Source organism: Geomonas subterranea, from assembly GCF_019063845.1.
Classification (GTDB): Bacteria; Desulfobacterota; Desulfuromonadia; order Geobacterales; family Geobacteraceae; genus Geomonas; species Geomonas subterranea.
Genome location: NZ_CP077683.1, coordinates 1 through 19,055, shown reverse-complemented (window position 1 = coordinate 19,055; position 19,055 = coordinate 1). Strand labels below are relative to the sequence as shown.

15 protein-coding genes are annotated in these 19,055 nt (G+C 63.9%); 1 reads left to right on the top strand and 14 read right to left on the bottom strand.

Features of this window, described 5'->3' with window-relative positions; translation table 11 throughout:
• Window positions 1-11: 11 nt before the first annotated feature.
• The gene (locus tag KP001_RS00075; RefSeq protein WP_275423388.1) at window positions 12-1,058 is read right to left on the bottom strand and encodes a DMT family transporter; all 1,047 of its coding nucleotides are present in this window, start codon (window positions 1,056-1,058) and stop codon (window positions 12-14) included.
• 408 nt (window positions 1,059-1,466) lie between these two features.
• On the opposite strand from KP001_RS00075, the gene KP001_RS00070 reads away from it, so the two are divergent.
• Window positions 1,467-1,946: a ferritin-like domain-containing protein gene (locus tag KP001_RS00070; RefSeq protein WP_217287576.1), complete on the top strand. Its 480-nt coding sequence runs from the start codon at window positions 1,467-1,469 to the stop codon at window positions 1,944-1,946.
• A 247-nt stretch (window positions 1,947-2,193) separates the two neighbouring features.
• Here KP001_RS00070 and KP001_RS00065 read toward each other — a convergent pair whose 3' ends face one another.
• The 13 genes from KP001_RS00065 to KP001_RS00005 all read right to left on the bottom strand — a co-directional run bounded on the left by KP001_RS00065 (window position 2,194) and on the right by KP001_RS00005 (window position 18,798).
• Window positions 2,194-2,466, bottom strand: coding sequence for a hypothetical protein (locus tag KP001_RS00065; RefSeq protein ID WP_217287575.1), 273 nt, complete (start codon window positions 2,464-2,466; stop codon window positions 2,194-2,196).
• A 21-nt stretch (window positions 2,467-2,487) separates the two neighbouring features.
• Window positions 2,488-2,676 (bottom strand): ferredoxin, encoded by a 189-nt coding sequence (locus KP001_RS00060; RefSeq protein ID WP_217287574.1) that lies wholly within the window; start codon window positions 2,674-2,676, stop codon window positions 2,488-2,490.
• Window positions 2,677-2,831: 155 nt separating this feature from the next.
• Complete coding sequence (locus KP001_RS00055) at window positions 2,832-3,131, bottom strand: DUF1540 domain-containing protein (protein ID WP_217287573.1); 300 nt, start codon at window positions 3,129-3,131, stop codon at window positions 2,832-2,834.
• 78 nt (window positions 3,132-3,209) lie between these two features.
• Entirely contained in the window at window positions 3,210-3,503 is a 294-nt protein-coding gene (gene hgcB, locus KP001_RS00050) for a mercury methylation ferredoxin HgcB (RefSeq protein WP_217287572.1), read from the bottom strand.
• A gap of 12 nt (window positions 3,504-3,515) precedes the next feature.
• A complete protein-coding gene (gene hgcA / locus KP001_RS00045; RefSeq protein ID WP_275423334.1) occupies window positions 3,516-4,679 on the bottom strand; it encodes a mercury methylation corrinoid protein HgcA in 1,164 nt (387 codons plus the stop codon).
• The gene (locus tag KP001_RS00040; RefSeq protein ID WP_217287571.1) at window positions 4,676-5,077 is read right to left on the bottom strand and encodes an ArsR/SmtB family transcription factor; all 402 of its coding nucleotides are present in this window, start codon (window positions 5,075-5,077) and stop codon (window positions 4,676-4,678) included. Before KP001_RS00040 ends, hgcA begins: the two co-directional genes overlap by 4 nt.
• A gap of 97 nt (window positions 5,078-5,174) precedes the next feature.
• Entirely contained in the window at window positions 5,175-8,258 is a 3,084-nt protein-coding gene (locus tag KP001_RS00035; RefSeq protein WP_217287570.1) for a PKD domain-containing protein, read from the bottom strand.
• 18 nt (window positions 8,259-8,276) lie between these two features.
• The gene (locus KP001_RS00030) at window positions 8,277-8,729 is read right to left on the bottom strand and encodes a cytochrome C (protein ID WP_217287569.1); all 453 of its coding nucleotides are present in this window, start codon (window positions 8,727-8,729) and stop codon (window positions 8,277-8,279) included.
• 325 nt (window positions 8,730-9,054) lie between these two features.
• Complete coding sequence (locus tag KP001_RS00025) at window positions 9,055-9,729, bottom strand: response regulator (protein WP_217287568.1); 675 nt, start codon at window positions 9,727-9,729, stop codon at window positions 9,055-9,057.
• A gap of 57 nt (window positions 9,730-9,786) precedes the next feature.
• A complete protein-coding gene (locus tag KP001_RS00020) occupies window positions 9,787-11,202 on the bottom strand; it encodes a sensor histidine kinase (RefSeq protein ID WP_217287567.1) in 1,416 nt (471 codons plus the stop codon).
• 159 nt (window positions 11,203-11,361) lie between these two features.
• Entirely contained in the window at window positions 11,362-14,448 is a 3,087-nt protein-coding gene (locus KP001_RS00015) for a PKD domain-containing protein (RefSeq protein WP_217287566.1), read from the bottom strand.
• A 177-nt stretch (window positions 14,449-14,625) separates the two neighbouring features.
• Window positions 14,626-18,315, bottom strand: coding sequence for a PKD domain-containing protein (locus KP001_RS00010; protein ID WP_217287565.1), 3,690 nt, complete (start codon window positions 18,313-18,315; stop codon window positions 14,626-14,628).
• An 18-nt stretch (window positions 18,316-18,333) separates the two neighbouring features.
• Window positions 18,334-18,798 (bottom strand): cytochrome C, encoded by a 465-nt coding sequence (locus tag KP001_RS00005; RefSeq protein ID WP_217287564.1) that lies wholly within the window; start codon window positions 18,796-18,798, stop codon window positions 18,334-18,336.
• Window positions 18,799-19,055 lie beyond the last annotated feature (257 nt).

Here is a 19,055-nt window from a genome sequence, read left to right as displayed (position 1 = left end):
TGGCACCGGCTCTAATGCTCGTGCCGGTGGTGCTGATCGGGCCAGTGAACGTGGGAATGGGTGACCGGCCGGTGCACGTGAAAGTGATCGTGCGGCTCCGCGCGCTCCCCTTCGGGGTGGTCGTGATCGTGGTGCTCGTCGTGGCGGTGCGGATGGCCGTGCGCCAGTTCCTCGTGGGTGTGGCGATGGCCGTGCACCTCCACGTAGAGGAGCAGGATGCCGGCCAGCATCAGCACGGTGGCGTACCAGTACGCCGCCGGCGGGCGCTCGCCCAGAAGCGCCACCGCGAGCAGCGTCCCGAAGAACGGGCCGACCGCGAAGAAGGTCGCGGTCCGGGCGGCGCCGATCTGGCGCAGGGCTTCCACGAAGAGGACGAGGCTAAGGCCGTAACTGAGCGCGCCCACCGAGAGGGCCCCGGCGATCTGCCCCGGCGTCGCCACGCCCGTGGTGAACACGAGTGCCAGGACGATCGAGAAGAGCCCCGCCGCGAGCCCCTTCACCGAGGCGAGCACGGTGGACGAGATCTCGTCCACGTCACGGGTGAGATTGTTGTCGATACCCCAGAAGATGCAGGCGATCACCACCAGGAGCCCGGAGAGCGAAAAGGAGAGTCCCCCTTGCGTCTTCAGCACCACGAGGCCGGCGCCCACGAGGATCAGGACCTTTCCGCTCCAGACGTAGGGACCGATGTACTCCCTGAACACCAGCCACGCGATCAGGGTGGTGGCCACCGTCTCCAGGTTGAGGAGCAGGGAGACCTCCGAGGCGGTCCCGTACTTGATGCCGAAGGCGAGGCAGACCGGGGCGACGATGCCGCCGGAGATGACGGCGCCGACGAGCTTCAGCCTGTGCCCCGGGGAGAGCAGGCGCAGTTCCGCGCGGGAGCTCTTTCGCTGGACGAGGAGCAGCGCCTGCAGCCCGACCCCGGAGCCGAGGTAAAGCAGCCCGGCCAGCAGGAGCGGCGACATGTCGCCGATGAGGAGCTTGCAAAATACCGGCGACACGCCGAAGAGTGCCGCGGAAAGCATGGCGAAAAGTTGTCCGGTGAAGACAGGCAGGCGGCACCTCCGTGAGAGTCGTCGTCCCCTTTCGGGGAAAAGAACAATAACCGAATTGGAGACAATTTTCCATAGGGTAAACAAAGGGAAAAACAAACCATTAACGCAAAGGCGCGGAGGCGCCGGGACGCAAAGACAAGGATGAACGAGAAACTGCAAGCATGAAAGACTTAACGTTCCAGTTTCTCTTTGCGCCTTCGCGGCTTTGCGTTCAAATCTGTTTTGTTAACGCGAAGACGCGAAGACGCAGAGACTGCACAAAATGGCAAACTCTTCGCAGCTTGGCGTCTTTGCGTTGAGCTTTTTGACTGTGAAGGTCAGTATCTTTTGTGAGCGGTGTTTTGTTATAATTAGGCATAGGCACGAGAGGTGCCTGTCACGGTTTGTCTGACAGCAAGGGGGAACACCATGAACGTTTTCGATTGCGCCATAAAGATAGAGGAAGAAACAAAATCGTACTACGAAGGCCTGGAAGCCGAAGCCATGGAGCCTGAGATGAAGACGCTGTTCTCCATGCTGGCTGCGTCGGAAGAGGAGCACCAGAGGAAACTGAGAAGGCTCAGAAAGAGAATCAAAGGCGCCAGACTGGAGGGGCTCAACGGCAACGTCTGCAGGTTCAGGCCACTGCTCAGCCAGAGGGAACTCCTGGAAGAAACCGGCCGCGATCCGAACCTGTACCGCTTCGCGGTGAACAACGAGGAGCAGGACATCCGCTTCTACGAGGAACTGGCTGCGGCGGCAACCGATGATGTGACCCGCCGGGGGCTCCGCTTGCTCGCCGAGGAGGAACGGCGCCATCTGCAAATGGTAGCCAACATCTACTCGTTCGTGGAGACTCCGAAAACCTTTTTGGCCTGGAGCGAGTTCAGCAACACGAAGGAGTTGTAGACCTCTGAGCCGGGAAACGAAGAAGCCCGCCGGAAACGGCGGGCTTTCTCTTTTAAAGGCCCCTCTTGACGCAAAGGCGCAAAGAGAGACACAAAGTCAAAGCCATCGGCCACGGAGCACATCGGAGGAAATCGGAGACGTCCAAAACAGCAAAGCAGAAGAAGGGTTAAAGGCGTTTGCCGTTCTACCGTCTTCTGCTTTTCTCAGATGTTCTCAGATTTTCTCCGTGGCTGATGGTTTCAGGTTCTCACTCGGTTTCGGGCTTGGCGGGGTCGTAGGCGCTGTCCGGGTCGCACTCCGGACGGAGATATCGCTCCAGTTCCTCGTAAAGGCGGTCGGAGGTCAGTTTGATCGCCATCACCGTGTCCATCTCCTCAACCACCCCCTGCTTCAGGTAGCTCAGATGCAGCCGGTCCACCAGCCCCTTCAGCTGCTGTGACAGACAGTAGACGTCCTTCAGCATGACGTAGTTGCTCTCGGAAAGCTCCTGCAGTCTCTCGTCCTTCAATCCTGATTTCATCGTCCCTCCCCGGCGCCGGCTTCAGCGCCAACCGATACAGTTGACCGGGCAGCTGTCAATGGCCTGTTGGATCTTCCCGCTGTCTCCGCCCCCCTGGTCGTGCACCTCGGAAACGCCGTCGCCGTTCAACCGGAACACCCCGGGCTCGATGCTCACGCAAAGCCCGCACCCTATGCAGATCTGCTGATCGACGTACACCTGGCTCGGCATCTGGTAAACCCTCCGGATAGATGGATGTCATGAACGGGTTAAAGATACACGCTAATCGGCAAATGTCGAACCCCCGCCCGGGGCGGGGCGGGAGCCGAGGTGCGGTGCTGCGGAAGGGGGCTGCGATTGTTTGGGAATGGTGAACCGGCGACGGGCTATTTGGGTTTGTACGTGAAGCAGTCGGGATGCGACTCGTGCATGCCGACGTCGACGGCGGGAGCGGTACACTCGAGAGCCTGGTTGTAGCTGCAGTTCTCCACCTTGCAGGCACCGATGCCCCCCTGGACGTCGATGATCCCTCCCCTCTGGCTCCCCTGCATGAAGGTGTCGCACTCGGGGCAGGTGTCGCCGGGACCGCCGACCGTGATGGCGAGCGTGTGGCAGGAATTGTGTTTGTTATAGGCGCACTGCGTCACGTTGCAGGAACTTATCTTGACCATCTGCTTCTCTTCCATGTTCTGCCTCCTTGAGCGGCCCCCTTCTCGCATTAGGAGGTTTTAACAGACACGGTTTGATAGTCAAGCCGCGAAGGGCTACCCGCAACATCCCCCGCCGCTCAGGCCGGGAAGCTTCTTCTCCCTGAGCCACTCGTGGATCATGCCGCTGGCGCACCCGACCCCTGCGTCCACCTTGAGCGCGGCGGCGGGGCAGTTAAGCGCGCAGGCACCGCACTCCATGCAGGCGTCACGATCCGCGAGGACCGCCCGTTTCCCCTCCATGCGCAAGACATGGTGCGGACAGACCTCGACGCACCTGCCGCAGCCGATGCAGCGCCCTGCGTCGAGTTCGAGGGTGGCGACTCCTTCCAGATACCTGAAACCTTTCATCCCTTCCTCCCCCTAGCCCAAGAACCGGCCGGCCGTGACGATGATGAGCGCGGCGCCCAGGGCACCCGCCATGACCGGGAGTCCCAGGCGCATCTCCTTTTTGACCCCCGACTTGGAGGTGAACGTGGTGCAGCCGGTGAAGTTGAGCGTGTAGAAGGAGGAAACGGCGGGAAACGCCAGAAAGGCGGCCAGCGTCGCCCCCCCGCCCCATCTCGCCGCTCCTGCGAAGAGGTATAAAAGCGCGCAGTAGATGGCACCCGCGCAGGCCCCCTTGACGGCGAAGCTCCTGCCGGGAAGAAGCGGCAACAGCAGCGGCCCCACGGCTACGCCGGTGAAGACCGCGCCGAGGAAGGCGGGCGCCGCGACGGCCGCGGCGCCGGCGCCCCAGAAGAACCGGGCGACGAGGTAGAGAAGCGCGGCCGCCGGAAGCACAGGCCTTCCCGCCAGGACCAGTTCCACCGGGATCAGCACGAGACGGTCGTACCAGTTGAAGCGGAGCTCCCGCATGGCGGCGGTGGCGGTACCCCCCTGGTCCAGGTAGGCGGGGAGATCGGCCGCGCGCATGGTGGCGTAGGCGACCTCGAAGCCGCTTCTTTGTTTCACCCGGTGCGCGGAGACGCCGGCCGCGCCCAGGATGGGAAGGATGAGGCGCCGGTGGCTCACCACCCCGGCAAGGCCACTCTTCTCGATGCGGCGCACCAGTTCGCCGGTGCCGAAGGTCCCCTTCCCCGCCGCGCACCAGACGTTGATGCCGTAGGTCTCAAGAACCAGGAGCCACACGTTCCTGCCGCAGAGCGCCCGGCGCACGATGTCGAAGCTCATCTTGTAGTTGGCCGTCACCACGACCGGCGCCTCCGAATCGGGCGCGCCGATGGCGTAGAGGCCTGGAGGGACCATGAAGGTCATCCTGTTGATCCCCCAGCGCGCGAGACAGGCGCCCACGTGGTCGCCGAGGGTCAGGCTGCCGCTGATCCGGGGGACGCGGCCGCGTGCGGTGTCAATCCAGTCCAGGAAACCGGGAACTTTTTCGGTGATCTCTCCGCCGCCGGCGGAGGTGGGGGGACCTCAGCAGGGGGGGGCGTCGGGATTGACGCCGTCGTCGGCCGAACAGGATGAGGGAGCCGGCGGCTTCACCTCGATCTTCTTGAACCGGCGTATCTTGATCCCGTCGCTCATGCCTCACCCTCCCCGGGGACACACCCCGTATTATCCGTTTTTTTGGATGCCACTACCTCGCCGCAGCACGCGTCCCCCTTCCGTTGCCGAAGCCGCAACTGGTCCTCCCGCGCCGTTTCCGTGACCAGGAGGAAGTTGCGCAGCACAGGGAGCAGGAACTGCTGCACCGGCCCGAGGGAGGCGTTGATCGAGTAGTGGTTCCAGGCCCCCACCCTTCTCCCGTTGAGCCATCCCGCCCCTTTCAGGATGGCGAGCTGGCGCGAGACGGTGGACTGGGGGAGCCTGAGTGCCGCCACCAGATCGCAGACGCACAGTTCACCTGCGTGCAGCAAGAGCGCCAAAAGGCGCAGCCTGGTCTGGTCGTCCAGTGACTGAAACAGCAGTGCGATGTTTTCCATGCGGGAAACATATCCGCAAAACCGGATGAGGTCAACAAAAAAAGGCCCGGAGGATTTCTCCTCCGGGCCAGGTGCTGCGGGATTGCAAGCCGCCCCGTTAGGGGGTGATGGTGGCCTGCTGGTAGCCGATCTGCGCGCCGGTTCCGTTGTAGCAGTAGAACCTGATGGTCTTGGCGGTGCCGGTCGAGTACAGGTGTCTCACGGTGAGCGGGTCGACAACGGCGGTACCGCTCTTGGTGGTGCTGAAACCGTCGCCCCAGGCGATCTTCACGGAGGCGGTGCCCACCGGGAGGTTCGTGAAGGTGGCGACGTCATTGACGCCATCCCAGCCGATGGTGATCGGCGCCACGATGACGTCGACGTTGGTGCTGGTCTGGCTGACCTTGCCCTCTTCGTCGGTGACCTTGAGGGTGATGGTCTTGGTCCCCAGGGTCGCGAACTTCACGGTCGCGGTGGTCCTGGAGGCGGGGTTGGTGACGACGGTGCCGTCGCTGGTGGTCCAGGCGTAGGTCACGTTGCCAACCTCGACGCCGGCGTTGGTCTGCGCCGCCGGAGCGGTCAGCGCGACATCGGCGTTCTGCTTCACCTGCACGCCGAGGTCGATGGCGCTGGCGTCGGCGATCGGGTTGATGGAGGCGACCGGGGCGATGCCGATACCGAAGGCAGCCGGGCTGGTCAGGCCGTTCAGGTAGGTGACGTATGCGTCACGACCGGCGTAGCTGTTGCTGCCGCGAACGATCGGGTCCGCCTTGTAGACCTTGCCTTTCAGCCCCAGCGGGCCTGAGTCGGTCTGCGGGGAGATGCGGATCTCCTTGTTGGCGGCGGCGGTGATGGTGAGTGCGCCGCCGGCCTCGGTGACGGTGAAGTCACTGTTGGTGGTGAAGCTTGCCGGCAGGGCAGCCAGGACTTCAGCCATGGCGGTGGCGTTGTCCTTGCCAAGCTGCGCGGTGCGGAAGGTGATGTTGTTGGGGTTGGTGTCGCCGGCCGGACGTACCTCGACCTTCAGGAGCCACCCCTTGGTGGAGGTCGCCTTGGACTTCACGGCGTCCTGGGCGACGATGTTGGTCGGGGTCGCGCAGTAGAACGGGCTGGTCGGGCCGGAACAGGAAGCAGCCGGAGCGGAACCGGCGATGGTGGTGTACCAGGCGGTGTCGCGGGTCTGGAAGGTCCCCTCGTAGATCACCTCGCTCCTGTCGATGTTGCGCAGGGTCTGGTTGTCGACGGCCGAGGCGTTCGGTACGTACGGGCCGTCGAACTTGGTCAGCAGGGTGACCGGAACGGTCCTGTCGCCCTTCTTGGTCACGACGCTCGGGTGGGAGTCGGTGATGTCGGCGAGACCGTTGACCTTGGTGAAGGTGGTGACCTGGTTGGAGTAGAAGCGGAACTTGTTCTTGCCGTTGGTGTCCACGCCGCTCATGTTGCCCAGGATCGGGTAGGCGCCGTTGTAGAACCCTTTGTTGGCGCCGTGGCAGTCGGAGCAGCCCCCTTTACCCCACGCCATGGTGGCGGTACGGGCGATGTTGTGGCTCGCCTTGAACGGAACCATGAGGAAGGACATCTTCGGGATCAGCTTGTAGTCGTTGGTGGCGTCGCTGATGCCCAGAAGCTGTTTCAGACCGCCGGGATAGGTGCCGGTGCCGGTGGAAGCGGTACCGGTGCTGTCGCCGTTGATCCTGGCGTAGAGCGCGGTCATTTCCGCCTCGTTCACCCAGCTGCCGTCCGCGTTCTTCTCCATGGTCACGGCCTTCGCGCCCACGGCGTTGTTCAGGTCGTTGATGTGGGTCTGCAGCAGGGTGTCCATGCCGGCGTTGCGGCCGTCGTTGTTGCCGTCGAGGCCGAAGTTGGCTGCATCCATGCCGTTCATGTCGCGCAGGAAGGAGGAGGTCAGCAGGTTGGCGCCGTAGAGCTTGCCGTTGTTCCAGTACAGCGCGTTGCCGGCTGTGCCGTTCATGTCGCGGGCGACCTGCGGCTCGTCGTGCAGCGCCACGCGCCCTTCGGCGTCGGCACCGGTGCCGTCAACCATGGCGCCGCCATCGAAGTTCTTGCTGATGTGGCAGGCGGTGCAGTCCATGATGTCCATGTGGCTCGCCGGAGCGCCGTTCTTGTCGAAGGCGATCTTGGCGTTGAGCCCCTTGGCGGTGTGGGCGTTCTCGGAGTTGGGAGCGCCGTAGGTCGGCCAGGTGGTGGTACCGGTCGGCTCGTGGCAGTCGGAGCATTGCTTGAAGTTGACGGTATCAAGCTTGTTCCACATGGCGTCGAAGTCGGAAGCGCCCCCCTTGGCGGGATCGCACAGACCGAGTTTCGCTTCGGAAACGAGGCCGGAGGTGCCGACCTGCGGGTTGGTCACGTCCTTGCGCTGGTGGCAGGCCATGCACCCCAGGCTGTAGTGGACTTCCTGACCTTCCAGCCACTGCTCGCCGCGCTTTTTCCAGTCGACGTTGTACTGCGACTGGTGGCAGGAGGAGCAGTTGGTCGACTGGGGCTTGCTGTTCAGCGTGGCGCTCAGGTCGACGTAGAGTTTCCCGGAGGCGTTGGTCTTGACGGCGGTGTAGTTGTAGAAGACCTGGGTGCCGCTGGCGACTTCGTTGACCAGCTTGGCGCCGACGGCGCGGGAGGCGTCGAACTCACCCTTGCGTACGGCTTCCTTGCGTGCGGCCCAGTCGTAGCCGGTCTGGTGGCACATGAGGCAGTCCATCTCCAGGACGCCGGTCTGGGCATAGTCCTGTTTGACGACATCGCCACGCTTGGTCACGTCCGGGTTGAAGATGTCGATGAAGTAGTTCCAGGCGGTGACGACGCTGCCGAAATCGAAGGTGCGCAGCGAGGTGCGTGCGGCCGGGTCGTAGGCTGCGGTCGGCATGTTGGCGTAGGCGTACTCGTTCATGCCGCCGCCGACGTGGCACTCGGCGCAGTCGCGCATGACGCCCGCGTTGGAGTTGTCGACCTTCTGCTTGTAGGCGAGCTGGCCGGCACCGGTGTCGGCGCCGAAGGGGAAGATCTCGTAGAACTTGCCGGTGGGGTTGACCTGGTAGCCGGCCCCGGGGTTGGTGGCATCGATCAGCACGCTGCCGAAGGGAACGGTCTTGAAGGAGTTGACCGTGTCCTTAGCCGCGTCGAAGCCCGGCGTGCTGCTGGAACCGTTGTAGCTTGCACCTGCACCATCCTTGTATGCTCTCGCCAACTGGCGAGCGGAAGGCGGTCACCAGCTCCCGAAGTGGCCGGGGCTCTGCACCCAGTTCTTACCCTGGGGGCCTGCGCCCGGACGCCACTTGTCGCCGACCTTGGTGGGGTCGGTGGTGTAGGGGTTGTAGGCGTCGGGGTTCGCAGGGTTGAAGCCCCTGAACTCGTTGGCGCCCAGCTGGGTGTGGTAGCTGTGCCTTTCGATATCGTCGTAGCTGAACTTCGCGTTGCCGACGGCGCTGTTGCCGTGGCAGGCGACACCGTTGTTGGTGCCGAAGCAGGTCTGCTTCACGCTGTAGGCAGGTGCCGCGACGCCGTCAGCCGGACGGGCAATCTCGGTACCCTGCCAGTCCTTAAGGATGATGTTGGTGTGGTCGGTGGTGGCGCCCAGCGCCGATCCCGCCGCGAGCCCTAACAGGACCGCGGAAGAGACGGCGGCCGCCTTGACGACCTTCCTCCTCGAGTGTTGCATGTGGTAGCCTCCTTGAAAATTTCATTGCTCAGGGCCAACCGGGCCTCAATAGCAAGCACGCCGGTTCCCCGGTGGGGGAACCGGGGTGCGGTGCGTGACTTCCGCGGAACGGTAGAGAGCCGAACCTTTCCCCGGAGTTAGCAGGAAACGTACCCATCACGTGGGGTGATTGAACTACGCTTAAAAAGGTAATCAAAAAAGGATGTTACGGAATGAACAGTGGAAGCGGGTGATGACATGGGCGGCAAGGCGGGGCAAAAAAACTGGGGCAAACACCCCACCAGCCCAGGCGGCGGTGGGGTGTTTGCCCCAGAAGCGGTTCAGGTTATTTCCACTGCTCCAGGTCGATGAGGCCAAGGCGCGCGGCGTAGCGCACCAGTTCGATGCGGCTGTGCACGTCCAGCTTCTTCATCAGGTTGGTGCGGTGGTTCTCCACGGTCTTCGCGCTCACCTGGAGCTGCTCGGCGATGCTGCGGGAGGAGCCCCCCTCGGCCACCAGGCGCATCACCTGCTGTTCCCGGGCCGAAAGAAGCGCGTAGCGCGCGTCCTGCACCCCCCCCTCCTTCCCCTGCCCGCACAGGTGCCTGATCACCATGTCGCCGGAGAGCTGCCCGTCCAGGAAGTGCTCCCCCTGGGAGAGCGCGTCCATCGCCTCGATGAGCCGGTCGCTGGTGGCCTCCTTGACGATGTAGCCGCGCGCGCCGGCCTTGAAGGAGTCGGTGGCGTACTCAAGGTTCTGGTACATGCTGAGCATCAGGACCTTTACCGAGGGGACCGCCTGGACGATCTTCCTGGTGGCCTCGATGCCGCTCATGTCCGGCAGGGACACGTCCATGGTCATGAGGTCGGGGCGAAGCTCCTGGGCGAGCCCCAGCGCCTCCTCGCCGCTGCCGGCCTCGCCGACGGTCTCGTACTTGGTGCTCCTGGCGATAAGGCTCTTAAGCCCGTCGCGGAACAGCGGATGGTCATCCACGATGATCACACGGCTCTTTGCTGCCATCTCCCCTCCTCATTGCATCGCAGTTCAGGCCGCGCGGCGGGCAAGCCCCCCCGGCCGTTATTTTCTCCCCGGCCCGGCTTCCGCCTCGTCGGGGATGGGTATCTCCACGGTGAGCCGGGTCCCCATCCCGGGGTTCGAGTGGATCTTGAAGGAGCCGTGCAAAAGCTCCACCCGCTCCGCCATCCCGACGAGGCCGAGGCCGTCGCAGCGCTTCCCCTTGCAGGAGGCGGGATCGAAGCCGGCCCCGTTGTCCCTGATGCGCATCCTGACGATGGGGTACGAGGCGACCAGCTGGATCCCGACCTCGGTGGCGCCGGCGTGCTTCACCACGTTGTTGAGCGCCTCCTGCACCACGCGGTACAGGTTGATCTCGGCGTCCTGGGAAAGGCGCACCCCGTCCATGCCGTTGTGGGTGAAGGCGACCTTCACCCCCTGCCTGGCGGCGAGCTGATCGCAGTCGTTGCGGATCGCCTCGACGAGCCCGAGCCGCTCAAGCGATGCGGGGCGCAGACCGGCGCTTAAGTGGCGCACGCTTTCCACCCCCCCCTTGAGCATCTGGGAAAGCTGCCCCAGGCGGAGCGCTACGTCCCCCGGCGCGGTGCAGAGGTCCCGGGCCAGGAGGTCCACCGCGATCTTGGCCGCGTTCAGGCGCTGCCCCAGGTCGTCATGCAGCTCGCGGGAGAGGTGCTTTCTTTCGTCCTCCTGGACGTTGATGAGCCGGTGCGACAGGGCCCGGACCTTCTCCTCGGCCTCCTTGCGCTCGGTGATGTCCCGGGCGACGGCGAGTTTGGTCGGGCGGTCGATCCCGGGCATCCGGACCGGAAGCTCTATGACCGAGTACCAGCACTGGGCGAGCTGGTTGAAGTATTCCTTCTGCATCGGGCGGTCCGAGATGAAGACGTGATCGGTGGAGCAGTCCTCGCACGGGGAGTCCAGGCCGCGGCAGAGCTTGTAGCAGAACTCCTTCTCCATCTCCCCGCGCAGCGCCGCCTTCATCTTGCGGTTGGCGTAGACCAGGCGGTAGTCGTCGGTGACCACGTAGACCCGGTCCTCCATGGCGTCCAGCAAGAGGCGCAGCGTCTCCTGGGAGGCGTGCATCGCCTCGCCGATCAGCTTGCAGTCGGTGCGGTCCAGGAAGGTGCCGAAGACGGCCGGTTCCCCCTGCACTTCGATGAGGCGGGCCTCCACCTCCAGCCAGAAGGGGGTGCCGTCGACCTTGGCCGAGGGCTGCCCCCAGGAGATCTTCTGGTGGTTGCCAGACAAAAGCTGCTCGTGGACCTTGCGGAACAGGTCGACGCTCTGCCAGTCCGGGTAGACCTTGTCGAACATGTCGCAGCCGATCAGGCTCTCGTGCTCCCGGTAGCCGAAGATCTCGCCGAAGCGCTCGTTGAGGAAGATCGCCCGGTCGTGCTGGATGACGTAGATGCCGTCGGAGAGGTTGGCGACGATGCTGGCAAAAAGGTCTGTTTTCACGTGGTCCTCTTTCGCTTGCTGCGCCCGGGATCCGGGGCGACGGTAGATTACCGCATCCGTGCCTCCCAGGCAACGAAAAACCCCGGTTCATCACCGTGGAAAAGGGGATAGGAAACGGCCCGGAGCATGGCTCCGGGCCGCGGTGGTCATGAACGGGTCTTACGGCGTGACGGTTTTCTGCATGTACCCGACCTGGGTGCCGCCCGAATTGTAGCAGTAGATCTTGATGGTCTTCTGGGTGGCGGTCGAGTACCTGTGCACCATGACCAGCGGATCGGTGAAGTAGGCGCCGCTTCTCGTGGTGGAAAGCCCGTCGCCCCAGTACACCTTGGCCGACACGGTCCCCGCCGGGAAGGAGGTGAAGGTCGCCGTGTCGGTGTCGGGGTTCCAGGAGATGCTGATGGGGGGGGGAATCACGGTGACCGTCGCCGAGGCGGTGCTCACCTTCCCCTCCTCGTCGGTGACGGTCAGGGTGATGCTCCTTTCGCCGCTGCCGGTGAAGGTAACGCCGGCGTTGCGGGTGCCGTTACCGGTGATGGCGCTGCCGTCGGATGCGCTCCACTGGTAGGTCACGGTGCCGACCAGGGTCTCGCCGCTGTCGTACCGGCCGTTGCCGTTGGCGTCGAGGTACTGGCCGGGAGGGCAGGAGAGCTGCACCACGCTCCCGGTGACCACCTGGACCCCGAGGATGGTGGCATCGGCGTCGGCCACCGGGTCGACGACAGCCTTCGGGTCTACCTCCATGCCGAACAGGGCCGGGTCCTGGGGGGCGTTCAGCGCGGCCACCCGGGCCGTGTCGTACCCAAGGAACTCCCTGCGCTCCGCGTCCCTGGTCCTCTTCGGGGAACTGGCCGTGTCGGCGAAGGAGAAGCTCTTGCGCACGCCGGTCCTGTCCCAGTACAGCGCCTTGGTGAGGACGTCGGAGCCGCTGTTGTACTGCACGGTGAGCGGCGTCTCCGTGTTGTCCGGCCGCTTCCCCTTGCCCAGCATGTTGATGGTGCCGTTGAAGATGCCGCCGGAGGCGCCGTGGCAGTCGGAGCAGCCGTAGACCTTCTTGCCGGCGCCGTCGACCCGGTGCCTTCCCAGGGCGTAGCTCCCCACCTGCGCGATGTTGTGCATGAGCAGGTACGGCTCGGACTCGAGGACCAGCTGGGGCACCATGCCGGCGTCCTTGCCGGTCACCTTCGCCTTGTACGCCTCGATCTCCGCCGGGCGGCTGAACACCACGCCCCCCTCCGCGTTCTTCAGGGACTGCGAATCGAAGACCGTGGAGCCGGCGAGGCCGGTCGGCACCCTGTCGTTCTCACCGTTGAGACCGTAGCTGAAGTTCTCCTTCACGTTTCTCTGGAAGAAGGGGTCGCCGGAAACGACCTTGCCGTTGTTGCTCATCCCCGTCGTGAAGCCGTCGCCGTTGGCGTCCTTGCTCCCGATGTTGTCCCAGTAGATGCCGGTGACGTAGTTGAAGGGGTAGATGAGCCGGCGCCAGAGCGGATTCGGGCTCCCGTTGGGGAGCAGCTTCACCGGCGTGGTCTCCTTCCAGCTGAAGGCGATGTCGACGTCGACGCTGCCGTTCTCCTGGTCCAGCGGGTTCCCGACCATGTTGAAGAACTGGCTCCCGGTGCTGAAGTCCACCGAACGGCCGGCCGCGTACCTCTTCCTCACGTGGCACGAGGTGCAGGCGATGACGTCGAGGTGGTTGCCGGTGAACTCGACCTCCCCCCCCTGGCTGTCGATGCGGCGCGCCTTCGGCACGATGTTGATCATGAGCCCCGCGTTCTTGTGGGCGTAGTTGGGGTTGGGGGCGCCGATGATGTCGATCTCCTTCACCCCGTCGCCGTTCAGGTCGCCGGCCAGCACGTGGCAGTCGTAGCAGAACTTCACCGTCCCGCCGAATTCGTCGGAACCGGTGCTCATGGGGTCGTACCCCTTGCCGGGGCTGTGCATGTAATTGGGATCCGTGGGCTTCCATGCCTGGTACTTGCCGGTCTGGGTGTGGCACCCGGCGCACTCCAGGGTGAGATGGACCTCGTCCTTGCTCCAGATGTCGCCGCGTTTCACCAGGTCGCTCAGGTAGCGCGCGGGCTTCAGGTTCCCGGGGTTCGCCGGGTCGTCGGAGGGAACCGCGTCGTAGGAGTAAAAGCGCGCCTTCCAGTCGACGTAGGGCTGGTTCTTGACCGCGGTCGGCATGTGGCAGTGGACGCAGTTGTCCGCGCGTGGCGAGCGGGTGATCCTGTCGGTGAACGAGGAGTCGAGGTACAGGGTGCCGTCGCTTCCCACCTTCAGCATGGAAGCGTCATAGTTCATGCTGAACCCCTCCCCGCCGGAGGGGTCCACCGTGGCGATCCCTGAGCCTACCGTACCGGCGTTGTACAGGCGCTGGTATCGGACGATCTCCTGGTTGCGACCGAGGTGGTCGTACCCCTGCAGGTGACACATGAGGCAGTCCATCTGCATGGTCCCGTTCATCCCCCATGAGGCCCAGTCCACCGACTTCACCGTTCCCTCGTCGTTGACGAAGAAGTCCCAGGGGTTGAGCGGCACGCGGCGCGGGTAGTAGGGGCTGTTAAGGGGGAGCGGGAAGATGTAGTCGTTGGCGATGGACTGGTTGCGCTGCTCGTTGTCGAGGTTGCTGTGGATCCCCCCCGCGCCGCGGTCGTACCCGAAGTAGTCGCTGACCCGCCACGGGAAGGTGAAATTGTAGGGGTTGGAGGTGCCCGGGCCGCCGCCGACATGGCAGACGCCGCACTCGGTGGTGAACTCGAAGGCGCCCATGTCGAGCTTGGTCAGGATGTCCGCCTTGGTGGCGTAGGTGGCCTTCATGTTGCCGAGCTGCCGGTTGTAAAACGGCGACCATTTGCCGAACTTCCCCGGCCCGGACATCCACGGCTTTTCCTTGTCGTAGCCGTAGCCGTACTGCGGCCAGGTGATCTTGTTGAAGGACATGGTCGCGTGGCGGTTCATGTTCTCGTTGGCGACGATGTCGAAGTGGCACAGGTTGCAGCTCGCCTTGGTCCCGAAGGGGGGGAGGCCGCTGTAGCGGCCGTTCACGGCCGGCCCGGTTACCATGATGGGCGCCGCGTTGAAGTAGTCGAGCAGGGGGATGCCGAGCATCGCGGGGTTGAACAGCATGCCGCGTGCCCCGTATTCCCCGGGCTTGGGATGGGCCGCCTCGGCGACAAGCGGCGCCGTGACAACCAGAAGCAGCGTTACTAACAGACCTGCAGCAGTTCCTACAATCTTGCTCATACGACCCCCTCTTGATCGGGCGGTTGAAGCCGCCTGTTGGTGTACGGTGCTCGGGGCCTCGCGGAAGTGCTGCAAGATCCGCGATTTCCTGTGAGCGGTTCAAGGCCGTTACAGGAAAAGCCCGGAGGGGTTTCCTCCGGGCCCTATTGCATGCAATCACAGTGGTTCAATTACCCGTTACGGCAGGATGGTTGCCTGCTGGTAGCCGATCTGGGCGCCAGTTCCGTTGTAGCAGTAGAACTTGATGGTCTTGGCGGTCCCGGTCGAGTACAGGTGTCTCACGGTGAGCGGGTCGGTAAGGGCGGTGCCGCTCTTGGTGGTGCTGAAACCGTCGCCCCAGGCGATCTTCACGGAGGCGGTGCCTGCCGGGAAGGTCGTGAAGGTGGCGACGTCGGTGGTGCCATTCCAGCCGATGGTGACCGGCGCCAGGATGACGTCGACGTTGGTGCTGGTCTGGCTGACCTTGCCCTCTTCGTCGGTTACCTTGAGGGTGATGGTCTTGGTCCCCAGGGTGGTGAACTTGACGGTCGCACCGGTCCTGGAGCCTGCGTTGGTGACGGCGGTGCCGTCGCTGGTGGTCCAGGCGTAGGTCGCGCTCCCCACTTCGCTGCCGGCGTTCATCTGTGCCGGAGCGGCGGAGAGAGCCACGTCGGCGTTCTGCTTCACCTGCACGCCGAGGTCGGTTGCGCTTGCGTCGGCGATCGGGTTGATGGTGGCGACCGGATCGATCCCGATGCCGTAATCGGCAAGGACGGGGGATATCTCTGTCTCGAGGTAGGTTGCGTATGCTGCGCCGGTCAGCGGCTGGGCGCCACCGTTGACGGAGCCGTCAGCGTTGACCTGGCCAACTTTGTAGTAGATCGCGCCGTCTTCCGCCGGGTAGGCGATTTCGGAGCGGTCGATGGTGGATGCATAGCTGTAGTCGACGCCGCCCACGTTCACGTCGTGGACGAAGTTGACTTCACGCGGCTGGCCGAGCTTGTTGTAGCTCTCGAAGTAGCCGCGCAGGTCGCCTTTGTAGGCCTTGATGCGGATCGGTTCAAGCGGACGCATCATCATGTTGCCCTGGTCGCCGGGGATGGTCCACCCCTGGGCGGGGCCGCGCACCGGCTCGCCCGTTGCCGTGTCGACAACGAGGTTGCCGTTGGCGTCGGTCATCGGGTAGGTGCTCGGGTCGTAGCTCTTGGTCGACGGGATGGCCGGGCCGACCATGTCGAAGCTACCTTTGAAGAACCCTTTGCCCGCCGCGTGGCAGTCGGCGCAGGATTTACCCTTGACGTAGCTGTCGGTCGGTTTCACGCCGTGGGTGACCATGAACGGTGCGCCGATCATGGTGAGGGAGGTGTTCATCCAGGATTTGCCGTCGGTGGCATCCTTGATGGCGGTGCGGTACTGCTTGTAGCCGCGGATCTGGTCCGGCTCGGTGAATACGACGGCGCCGCTCCATACGGAAGCGTACTTCCAGTTGTCGTTGGAGAACATGCCGTTCGGGCCGTAGAGGCTTGCGAACGCGCCGTTGGTCGGGTCGGTCTTGCCGGCCGGAGTGCCGAAGCCGCCAAAGCCTGCGCCGATGACGGAGAGCGGAGCCGGCACGAAGTTGAAGCCGGACTTCAGTTCGCGCATGGCCCACGGGTCGAAGATCGGCAGTTCGAAGCCGGAGGTGTTGTTCTTGTTGGGAACGTCGCCGGTGAAGACGTCGCGGTATCCCTTCAAGGACGGCTTGGTGCTGGCGGTGGGGAGGCCGGTGGCCTCGTCGTCGCCGATCAGCATGCCGCCGGTGACGCCGTCGCCGTTGGCGTCCACGGTGCTCCCCTCGTTGTTGAAGAGGATCGCGCTGATGGGGTTGGTCAGGTACAGCTTGCGGCGGAACTGGAAGCGCTGGTCGGCCGGTTTGTTGGCCCAGCTAAGCGTTCCCTCCATGTTGCCGTAAGGCTGCCACATGACGACCGGTGTCCAGTGCTTCAATTCGCCGCCCATGCCGGTTGCCGCAGCGCCCATGCCGGTCGGGTCTTCGAAGAGGCCGAGCATGCCCTTCATCGGGTCGGTGCCGACGATGGCGGGGAAGCGCATGCCGGAGGTGGCGTCGAGCGAGCGTACCGCCATGCTCACCTTGTCGACGTGGCAGACGGTGCAGTCCATGACGTCGAGGTGGTTGCCGCGGCCCAAAATGGTGCCGCCCGGCTTTTGAACGCCGTCTACGGCGCCTTTTTCCTGGGTGGTGAAGTTGGACTCCCTGGGTACCCCTTTGCCGCCGAAGTCGCCGTGCAGGCCGACTTTGTCGACGATCTGGGTCAGGTTGGCCAGAAGCCCCGCGTTGGCGTGGGCCAGGTTCGGGTTGGGCGCGCCGTAGGTCTCGATCGGGTTGCCGTTGTAGTCGGTGCCGGTGACGTGGCAGAACTCGCAACGCTTCATGGTGTTACGGGTGTCGTGCTTCTTGATGGCCGCGTCCAGCGTCTCACCTTGCTCAAGTACCGGCTGACGCTCCTTGATGGCCGGCAGGCCGTCCTGGATGGTGGAGGCCGCATCGAAGCCGCGGGCCGGGTCGCACTGGTTCTTGTCGGTGGAGTTGCCGGTGAAGTGGCAGCCGGCGCAGCCGAAGCTGCCGTGAACGTCCTGGCCGGCCTGCCATGCGTCACCGCGCTTGAACCACTCGGCGCGGGGGAACGGCATGGTGGACTTCTTCAGGGTGTTCTGGTCGACAGGCTTGCCGTCCATGGTGGAGTAGAACAGCGGACCGGTCATGGCCGGGTTGCCGCCGCCGATTTCGCCCTTGGACGCATCCAGGGTGTTGTACCCGGAGGGACCGCTGGCCTGCGGATAGTTGAGGCCGGCCATCATGAAATTCTGGACGTTGTTCCCGGTGAGGACCGGGGAGGCGCCGGACTGCATGAGCGGGGAGTTGATGTCGTAGTTGACCATCTTCTTGCCCAGGGGGCCCACGCCGTTGGCCGGGTCGTACACCATCGGGGCGGAGGAGAGGAAGCCGGTGCTGGTGCCGGTGACGCCGAACATCTCGGGGAAGTTCTTGAGCGTCTTGGAAGCGTGGCACTGGTGGCAGTTGTTCTCGTCCGGCTTGCCCTTGATGTTCTCCGTCACGGCAGCGGTCAGGAAGACGACCTCGTGCGAGGAGTAGCTCGCGAATGCCGGGGGAAGATTTCCAGCGCCGATACGGTAGAAGGCGCTCTTGCCGTTTCTCGGATCGTAACCCATGTAGGTCGGGCTCAGGGAGAACATGTCGAAGAGGCCGGCGCCAGTGGTCGGGGCGGCGGAAAGGGAACCGGCCTGGACCATGACGGAGGTCATCACGTTGTCATAGCCTTTGAGGTGGCAGAAGAGGCAGTCCATCTCCTTGACGTTGGGCATCATGAGCTGGCCGGCCTTGACGGTGTAGGGAGCCCCGCCGTTGTTGTTGGCCATGGTCATGTCTTTGGGCGCCCAACCGTAGGGGACGATCATCGGGCCGCCGTCCGGAAGGTTCGGGTCGGGAGCGCCGCCCATCCCCATGTAGACCGGGTAGACCCAGGGGGACATGGCGACGAAGGACTTGTCCTTACCGGTGGTGGAGTAGTTCTCCCACACGGTCGCGGTGATCGGGTTGAGGTTCGGTGCCGCGCCCGTGAAGGCCGGGCCCCAGTCGGCGAGGGTCCTGGCCGGCAGGCGGGTGCCCATCCTGTCCTCTTCGTAGAAGACGCCACCCACGTGGCAGGTACCGCACATGGTCGCCTGGTCCCAAAGGGACATCTCGACTTTCGGATACGGGTTGCCGTTGGCGTCATTGCCCCCTTTAAGGAAGTTCTGGAAGCCGTCGACGCCCGGCTGCATGTAGTTGATGTACTGGCCCTGACCGTTCAGCTGATAATCCGCCACCTGGCGGAGAGAAGGCGGTCACCACTTGCCGTTGTGGCCGTGTGACTGTACCCACGGCTTGTTGGCGGCGAGGCCGGTCTGGGTGCCCTTGGGCAGGAGGTCGGCATCGCCGGTACTGACGAAAAGCCCCCCCTTGGAGTTGTCCATCCACTCGTTGAAACCGAGGGCTGCGTGGTAGGCGTGCTTGGAGAGGTCGTCGTAGCTCTTCGCGAGCTTCGAGTTGCCGGCGGCGGCGTTACCGTGGCAGGCGGTGGTGCCCTGGTCGCCGAAGCAGGTCTGCTTCGGGGAGTACGGCATCCCCTGCTTGGTTACCCTGTCGACCATGACCGGGGCTTTCGGGAAGCCCATCTGTTGGGCCACTTCTTCGTAGGTGTACAGCTGGATCGGCGGGTGCGCTGCCATGGCGATGCTTGCGCCCATGGCAACCCCGGCGACTGCCGCTGTGACCGTCAGAAGCGAACTTGTCTTTTTCGTTCTCTTCATGAGTGGTTCCTTTTTGACATTTGGATTATGAACCTGCATTGCAGTTCCTTCACCCGTCCTTCCTGCGCTTGGGGGAGTGCAGGGGTGCGGGATGCAGCGTGCTGCTACAACCGGTTTTAAAGAGAGCCGTCACACCTACAGCAATAGCGATACCAATATATTCAAATCGAAAAATTAAAGTCGCCAGCAACGGCAAATAAGCGGTAGACGACGATCCCGGCGCCGCACAAACGGCTTGAATCCCATCGGATATTCCG

Excerpts from the sequence above, each read along its gene's own strand:
- KP001_RS00070 (WP_217287576.1), top strand. The coding sequence starts at position 1,467 with ATGAACGTTTTCGATTGCGCCATAAAGATAGAGGAAGAAACAAAATCG.
- KP001_RS00065 (WP_217287575.1), bottom strand. The coding sequence starts at position 2,466 with ATGAAATCAGGATTGAAGGACGAGAGACTGCAGGAGCTTTCCGAGAGC.
- KP001_RS00060 (WP_217287574.1), bottom strand. The coding sequence starts at position 2,676 with ATGCCGAGCCAGGTGTACGTCGATCAGCAGATCTGCATAGGGTGCGGG.
- KP001_RS00055 (WP_217287573.1), bottom strand. The coding sequence starts at position 3,131 with ATGGAAGAGAAGCAGATGGTCAAGATAAGTTCCTGCAACGTGACGCAG.
- hgcB (WP_217287572.1), bottom strand. The coding sequence starts at position 3,503 with ATGAAAGGTTTCAGGTATCTGGAAGGAGTCGCCACCCTCGAACTCGAC.
- KP001_RS00040 (WP_217287571.1), bottom strand. The coding sequence starts at position 5,077 with ATGGAAAACATCGCACTGCTGTTTCAGTCACTGGACGACCAGACCAGG.
- KP001_RS00030 (WP_217287569.1), bottom strand. The coding sequence starts at position 8,729 with ATGCAACACTCGAGGAGGAAGGTCGTCAAGGCGGCCGCCGTCTCTTCC.
- KP001_RS00025 (WP_217287568.1), bottom strand. The coding sequence starts at position 9,729 with ATGGCAGCAAAGAGCCGTGTGATCATCGTGGATGACCATCCGCTGTTC.
- KP001_RS00015 (WP_217287566.1), bottom strand. The coding sequence starts at position 14,448 with ATGAGCAAGATTGTAGGAACTGCTGCAGGTCTGTTAGTAACGCTGCTT.
- KP001_RS00005 (WP_217287564.1), bottom strand. The coding sequence starts at position 18,798 with ATGAAGAGAACGAAAAAGACAAGTTCGCTTCTGACGGTCACAGCGGCA.